The sequence below is a fragment of the Polynucleobacter sp. 71A-WALBACH genome, assembly GCF_018882365.1.
GTDB lineage: Bacteria > Pseudomonadota > Gammaproteobacteria > Burkholderiales > Burkholderiaceae > Polynucleobacter.
Map to the genome: position 1 here is coordinate 1 of NZ_JACVOP010000006.1, position 7,428 is coordinate 7,428.

The following is a 7,428-nucleotide window of genomic DNA, read 5'->3' on the forward strand; positions in this document are numbered from 1 at the left end:
AGCGCTCCCACATTAAATCCTTCTGGGTGGCTGTGTAATAGATTCGAGGTCGTTGTTTCATGAGCAACACTCCTTGCGCTTACGCAGTTTGTAGTGTGTTGCATCGACGGGTTGAAATCAAGACCCAGAGCAGACGCCCAAAGAAAAAACCACCCGAAGATGGTTTTGATATTTCATGGTGGCCCGGGGTTGAATTGAACCACCGACACAAGGATTATCAATTATTCGCCTAAGCCAACTTTCGCTTTCTGCCCTGCAAGGTTAACCCCACCATAGGTAAACTTTGTGCCCAAAACTTTCATAGGTGTTTGTATGAGATTGATTTGGTTGAGTTATTTTGACCTACGCAAGGATTACAAGACGGTTCGGTGGTGTGATGGAGATTTGACTGACACAAGGATGATGTCCTTTTAAAGGACGCTTCAGTAAGCGTCTATTTGATCGACGCTAGGTTAAGGGATGGAGAGAGCCAACCATAAAGCTCTCGCATATCTTCAAAGTCCTTTTTTCTCAAACCAACGAAACATGCCAAGAGTAATTAGCGCAAATACCACTGCAATAACCCATTGATTAACACCAATAGTTTCTGGCAAGCCAATCTTACCTAGGTCAGCCCACGCAAGAACTGTTGATTTAAAAAACGGATACATTTGGGCATAGATTCCAGCTCCAACTACCATGCCGATAACACCAAAGATTGCAGTCCAGCGACCTTCACCAACTGCGCCCACTGAGGTGCCAGGACAATAGCCCAAGACTGCCCAACCTACTCCAAACAATGCGCCGCCCACTAAAATGCCGCCGACATTCATTGCCTTAAGGCTCAGTGTAATAAGCCCCATCTCATGCAAAGCCAAAATGCCAAACATGCCCACAACAATGGCTGAGAGCATGAACTTAAAAATCGTCATGTCTTTTAATAGCAATGCGGCAACTTGCTTGTCATAGCGCAAGACACGCCCTTTTTGCAATAAGAAACCAAAGATAACGCCAGTTGCTAATCCTAATAGTTGATCTATAGACATGATTGGCTTACCTTTCTGTACATAAAGTTTGCGACGATGACGCCAAAACCAAAGAACATGGCTAATGCGACAAAAGAACTTACTGATAACTGCATCATGCCGCTTAACCCATGTCCACTAGGACAGCCGTCGGCTAAGCGAGCGCCAATCATTGCCACGATGCCACCAATAAAAGCAAATACAGCACGCTTTGGAACTGAAGAGCCAAAACGTTTTTCCCATAAAGGCGGCAAGCTCTCCAGCTTAAAACTGCCATCCATTTTTGAGGAGAGCAATGCGCCAAAGAAGATGCCAATCACCATTAGAAATTGCCAATCAATGACAACCTTTTCTTTTGCGTAATAAACATTTTGTGCAACATAGCTAGGATCTACCACTTGAACTGCTAGACCTGCCATGCGAACAAAAGTAGTCGATGCCCCCAAATAGGTTGACTTGCCCATATAAACGCTAGTCAGATATACAGAAATAATAGCCAGCACTCCAACTAAAGCTCCTGCCAAATAGGGACTCCAGCCTTTAGAGCTAGATCCTCTATTTTTTTCTGGATTGATCATCTTGAATCCTCATCTGTAATTTGCTTGTTAGCTATTGGCAAAAATTACTTAGAACAACTGCCATTGCCACAGCCAGCGCCACAAGAATTGATTCCCAAGATTGGATAGAGTGGACAGAACTTGAATAAACCAGTGGCTAGAGGAACAATGCCAATCCAGCCCCATACGCCAACCACATTGCTTGCGGCTAAACCAACTAGGACCAGTCCAACAGAGATGCGTAGTACGCGATCGATACGGCCAACATTACATTTCATATAACCCCCACATAGATAAGATTTATTAATACTGATTAAGTCTATGCCTATCTGGGGAGAGGCTTTTGATCTAGATCATGAAATGAAATGCGATAGAAAGACTAAATTCCCTTTTCAGAGAAATTACGTAATGTATCTATATTAGGAATTTGTACGGAAAGACGGGTGATATTGCTAATTAAGCCCTGCTCAGCCATAGAAGCCAAGGCACGACTAATCGTCTCAAATTTGACATCCATCATCAAACCCATATCTTCTCGCTTGAAAAGTGGGGCAACAGCAAAGGAGCCTGACTCTTTAGCCAACTTCAAAAGGAACCGTGCAAGACGCACTTCAATTCTTCCAGTATTTATCTCAGAGAACCATCCCTCAGATTGAGAGAGCGCCTCACCCCACTTCTTCACTATTTGACGATGAAGTCGTGGAGATTCCTCCCCCAGAATTGAAATAACATTTTTAGGAATTTTGCACACATGAGCATTAGTTAACGCAGTAGCGGCATGCTTGTAATGGTCCCCCAAAAGAGATTCCATGCCAAATAAATCACCCGGCCTTACAAGCCTAACAATTCTGCTAGTACCGTCTGGGTTGAGATGCAGTAACTTTACATAACCCTGGCGCAAGGTATAAACATGTTGAGCAGACTCACCTTGAGAATAAATCGGAGAATTAGCCTCATAACCCAAATCATCAATTGGGGAGTGAATCTTAGAGAAGTCCTCCTCATTTAGTTCCGCGAATAAAGCGGAGCTACGAATCGTGCATGTTTCACAGTCACTTTGACCCTGCCAAGCAATCTTTATTTCAACTGGCTTCATCATTACCGTATTCTCAAGTTAACACCACAAGCAAGATACTATGCAGATATTCGTATTAGCGCACACATAAGAAAAACGCCTCATATCGAGGCGTCACTTCCTGCTAAAGGTTCAATATACCCCCTAGTACCTGGCATCTTTAGGCTTGCCACCATTAGGCCAATCTTTGGTCTTGTCGGTAAAGTCTGGTCGACCCATGTGTGAAAAATAATCCGCCACATCAACCGCCTCTTGATCAGTTAATACTCCGCCCTGACCCAAAGGAAATTGGGTGTTATGTCCCATCGGCATGTTTTGCTTGATAAATGCAGCAGCAGTATATGTTCGAGCCATGCCCGCACCCAGATTAAATGATTCCTCACCCCAAACCATCGGGAATGCATATCGACCATCAGCCCGCTTTACCCCCTCACCATTAACGCCATGGCAAACCGCGCATTGAGCTTGATATACGACCTTTCCATTATCAAGATTGGGGATCAAGGTTTTATCAATCTTGCCCACACCTCTTCCGGGAATTTGCTCATCCTTCTTGTATGGGCCATTAACCCACTTCATATAGGAAATCATTGCCTTCATTTCAATTGAATCTTTTGCCAGCGCCTTTCCATTCATGGAGCGCTTGAAGCACCCATTAATACGATCTTCTAAGTCAATGATCTTGCCTGCACGCGGGGCATATGCGGGAAATTGTGCTGCCACACCAACAAATGGGGAAGCATTAGCTACAGTGCCTGCATTGGTATGGCAACTACTGCAATTTAAGCTGTTGCCCACATTCTCAGGTAGCAATACCCCTGTTTCCGACATCAAACGCATGCCATAAACCAATTGACTAGCATTGGATTTATCCAGCATCCTTGAAAAACGAGGAGTAACAAACTTGGTCTCCGCTTGCGCAGCAAGATGAAGTTGTCCACGAACCGTCTTCACTTGATCAACAGTGACAGCGGGGGCTGCATTACCCCATGAAGAGCGAATGAACGTAATGATTCCGGCTAATTCTGCATCTGCTAGCGATCCATACTCAGGCATCCCTACAACGCGATGATTCGTTTTAGTCTCAGCAGATTTCCAGCCACTCAACACTACATGAATCACAGAGGTTGGATCCTCAGAGAGGATTGATTTATTACCAGCCAAAGGTGGAAAGACTTTAGGTACACCCTTGCCATCGCTCATATGGCAAGTAGAGCAAAACTGTACATAAGAAAGGCCGCTGGCAGTCTTGTACAGCTGAGTCTTTTCAACAGCCACTACCGGTTGACTTTGTTTTTCACCTTCACCGCTAAGAGACTTGAGGTATACCGCGATCGCCGTTAAATCATCATCTGTAAAATTCTGTGTGCTTAGACCGATCACTTCCGTCATCGTTCCATAGGCAGTGGCATGTTGATTTCTTCCGGTTTTTAGGAAGCTGGCAATTTCTGGGACAGTCCATAGATTGCGGAGATTGACTGCGTGCCAACTATCCACCGTTGATCCAGAGAGAAAATATTTTCCACTCGATCCCTCTTGGCTCATTGCCTTCTCTTGAAATAAGATGCCTCGCGGGGTATGGCAAGAACCGCAATGCCCCATGCCTTGCACTATGTACGCACCTCGATTCCACTGCGAAGTCTGAGAGGCATCTGCGCTAAATGGCTTACTACCGCCAAACAAGATATTCCAGAAACTCAAGCCCCAACGCATGTTGTAAGGCCATTTCATCTGACTTTCTATATTGGCTTTGTTCACTGGTGCAACGCCCAGCATTAAATATTGGTAGAGCGCCCTCATATCATCAGGTGACATTTTTGAATACGAAGGGTAAGGCATGGCCGGGTAAAGGTTGTGGCCATCTGCCGCAACTCCCTTGCGCATTACCCTGTCGAACTGTTCAAAACTATATTCGCCAATTCCTGTCTTTTGATCTGGCGTGATATTGGTTGAATACAGTGCCCCAAAAGGTGTTTTTAGCTCCAGCCCACCAGCCATCGGCTTTCCACCTTTGTCGGTATGACAGGCTACGCAGTCACCCAAGTGTGCGAGGTACTGACCACGCTTAACCGAGTCACTGAAGTTATTTGGGCTTTCTGCAGCTATAGCGCTATAACCACAAACAATAGCGACAGTAAATGTGATTACTTTAAATAGCTGATTCATATAGATCCAATTGGGAAGCTGAGATGTAGAAAATAGGCGCAATAACCAAAGCCTCAACTGTCTAGTATGGTAGAAACCCGAATAAGCACCATGACATAGATCAAAAATGTATTGCAATCCAGGGGCTTCACCACAAAATTGGCAATTTAGGGCGGGGAAACTGATGCACAATTCCACTATCTCAATCAATACCCCTTTATCAATAGAGTCCATATGAAAAATAGTCGTCGCCAATTTATGATTTTGTCCGCTGCTGGTGCTTGCACTTTAGCTTTGAACGGTAAAGTTCAAGCTCAAGCGATGGTTGCTGAAACTGATCCACAAGCTGCTGCTTTAGGTTACAAAGCAGATGCTTCTAAAGTAGATAAAGCAAAGTTTGCCAAGTACGCCCCTCCACAAGCTTGTAGTAACTGCGCCTTGTATCAAGGTGCTGCTGGTGCAGCTGCTGGTGGTTGCTCTTTGTTTGCAGGCAAACAAGTTGCTGGTAAGGGCTGGTGCTCTGCCTACGCTAAGAAGGCTTAATGCTGATTTAGCAAAACTGTAAAAAGTCACTTCTGGGTGACTTTTTCTTTAAGCAAACCCCAAAATCAATATAGAGTAGGCAGGCACAGTCGACATGCAAGTTAACCTTTTTGATAGATTAAGCAAACTCATATTGTGCATGTGCATGATTTGCTCAATTGGTGCTTTCGCTGCAGATGGTGAGTCCATCATGCTTCATGGAGGCGAAAATCCTGCAGCAATGCCCTGTATTAGCTGTCATGCCCCCGATGGCAAAGGAATGCCCTCCGCTGGATTTCCTAGGCTATCAGGCTTACCTGCGGCATACATTGAAAAACAGCTTCATGACTTTAGATTAGGTAGTCGTCAAAATCCTGTCATGCAGCCCATTGCAAAAGCACTGACTGATTCAGAAATTATTGCAGTTGCAAACGCTTACGCTAAGCGCCCCAAGATCAATGTTCTCAAGGCGCCAACTACACCCCCCATTCCAGGTAGTGGAGGCTGGATAGCCCAACGCGGAGAGTGGAGTAAAAATATTCCAGAATGCACGCTCTGTCACGGCCCAGATGGTGTTGGCGTTGGAAATGCATTTCCTCCCCTTGCAGGACAATCCCCTTTATATCTTGAGTCTCAACTGCTAGCCTGGAAAGGTGAAGTTGCTTCTGCTAAAAATAAAAAGGCCTCTCCACCTACGCGCCATAATGATCCCAATGGGTTAATGCAGCATATTGCTGCCAGCCTTAGCGACACTCAAATAAAAGCTGTTTCCGAATACTTTGGAACCCTGGGTGACTCGACTGAAGCTTTTGATGAGTCCCAGCATCGTTTGCGCTAAAGCGCCGCCCTCAGATACTCAAGAAATAGGCTTATGAAAACACTCTTTAGAAATTTTTTGATCGTTAGCGTCCTGTTAGGATCTAGCAGCATTTTTGCCCTAGACAAATCTAAGCTAGAGGATCAATCGCAAATTCCCTCTACCCATAGCAAAACAAATAAAGTTGTCTATTTCATCCCTCCAGCAGATGCTGACTTACAAAATAATGCTTTTGGAGAGTTAGTGCGGCGCGGGGAAGCAATCTTTGTAAATACAAAAGCCTTAGCCCCTCAGTATGTTGGGAATCAAATGAATTGCGTTAACTGTCACTTAGATAGAGGCAGGCTTGCGAATTCTTCACCCATGTGGGCGGCCTATCCAATGTATCCAGCCTATCGCAAAAAAAATAATAAGGTGAACACCTACGCTGAACGCCTTCAAGGCTGCTTCAGCTTCAGCATGAATGGCACACCGCCACCCGCAGACGGTGAAGTGATTCTTGCCTTGACTGCTTATTCTTACTGGCTTTCCACTGGTGCGCCAATAGGCAAAGCCCTTCCAGGACGTGGGTTTGATGAACCATCACCGCCTAAAGGGGGCTTTGATATTAATCGCGGTAAAGTCGTTTACGAAAAGCAGTGTCAGATTTGCCATGGCTCGAATGGAGAGGGTCAAAAAGTTGGCTCAAATTATGTATTTCCACCGCTATGGGGAAAAGATTCCTATAACTGGGGTGCTGGTATGCACCGCATCAATACCGCAGCAGGCTTTATTCAACACAACATGCCCCTGGGACGCGGTGAGACCTTAAGCGATCTCGAGTCCTGGGATGTTGCCGCATTTGTGAATATGCACGAACGACCACAAGATCCTAGATTAATTGATGGGGATATAGAAAAAACTCGCAAACGTTTCCATCAAGACGATGGTGTGAATCTTTATGGAAGTACTATTGATGGTGTTCTGATAGGTCAGGGAGCTAAGTAAAAGCTGAGACTTTAATTACAGGGAAATAATTTACATTTTCCCAGCAAAGAAATAATAGCGATCAAGATAATGACATTCTCAGTGCCCCATAGCTTTAGAGAATTCGTCCCACCTAGGCACACCTATACATTATTCAACGACTCTTGCTGTCCGACTTGAGACACCTGAGTCAATTTCACCAAGCGGGCACCTATCGACCTTGATTTCAACCCGTCGATGCAACAGATTGGGCAAAACGTTCTGCCGGTGTTTGATAGTTTAGTGTTTTTCTAGGTCGTTCATTGAGTTGTCTTGCCACTGCATTGAGCTTGGCTTGAGAGT

At 45.0% G+C, this 7,428-nt stretch carries 8 protein-coding genes and 1 pseudogene; 3 read left to right on the plus strand and 6 right to left on the minus strand.

Annotation, left to right across the window (positions count from 1 at the left end; all coding sequences use genetic code 11):
* Nucleotides 1–494: 494 nt before the first annotated feature.
* From ICN42_RS11785 to ICN42_RS11805, 5 genes are all read right to left on the minus strand, one after another.
* Nucleotides 495–1,025 carry a YeeE/YedE thiosulfate transporter family protein gene (locus tag ICN42_RS11785; protein WP_216255147.1) on the minus strand — a complete coding sequence of 177 codons (531 nt, stop codon included), beginning with the start codon at nt 1,023–1,025 and terminating at the stop codon, nt 495–497.
* Complete coding sequence (locus ICN42_RS11790; RefSeq protein WP_216255148.1) at nt 1,016–1,582, minus strand: YeeE/YedE thiosulfate transporter family protein; 567 nt, start codon at nt 1,580–1,582, stop codon at nt 1,016–1,018. Before ICN42_RS11790 ends, ICN42_RS11785 begins: the two co-directional genes overlap by 10 nt.
* Nucleotides 1,583–1,626: 44 nt before the next feature.
* Nucleotides 1,627–1,839 carry a DUF2892 domain-containing protein gene (locus ICN42_RS11795; protein ID WP_216255150.1) on the minus strand — a complete coding sequence of 71 codons (213 nt, stop codon included), beginning with the start codon at nt 1,837–1,839 and terminating at the stop codon, nt 1,627–1,629.
* Between the two features lie 101 nt (nt 1,840–1,940).
* Entirely contained in the window at nt 1,941–2,657 is a 717-nt protein-coding gene (locus tag ICN42_RS11800; protein ID WP_216255152.1) for a Crp/Fnr family transcriptional regulator, read from the minus strand.
* Nucleotides 2,658–2,780: 123 nt separating this feature from the next.
* The gene (locus ICN42_RS11805; RefSeq protein ID WP_216255154.1) at nt 2,781–4,802 is read right to left on the minus strand and encodes a c-type cytochrome; all 2,022 of its coding nucleotides are present in this window, start codon (nt 4,800–4,802) and stop codon (nt 2,781–2,783) included.
* Between the two features lie 213 nt (nt 4,803–5,015).
* Between ICN42_RS11805 and ICN42_RS11810 the strand changes: the two genes are divergently transcribed.
* From ICN42_RS11810 to ICN42_RS11820, 3 genes are all read left to right on the plus strand, one after another.
* A complete protein-coding gene (locus tag ICN42_RS11810; RefSeq protein ID WP_216255156.1) occupies nt 5,016–5,324 on the plus strand; it encodes a high-potential iron-sulfur protein in 309 nt (102 codons plus the stop codon).
* A gap of 145 nt (nt 5,325–5,469) precedes the next feature.
* Entirely contained in the window at nt 5,470–6,141 is a 672-nt protein-coding gene (locus ICN42_RS11815; protein ID WP_255539382.1) for a cytochrome c, read from the plus strand.
* A 33-nt stretch (nt 6,142–6,174) separates the two neighbouring features.
* Entirely contained in the window at nt 6,175–7,107 is a 933-nt protein-coding gene (locus ICN42_RS11820) for a c-type cytochrome (RefSeq protein WP_216255157.1), read from the plus strand.
* A gap of 205 nt (nt 7,108–7,312) precedes the next feature.
* On the opposite strand, the pseudogene ICN42_RS11825 reads toward ICN42_RS11820, so the two are convergent.
* Nucleotides 7,313–7,428: pseudogene (locus ICN42_RS11825) on the minus strand (IS30 family transposase); the annotation flags it as partial.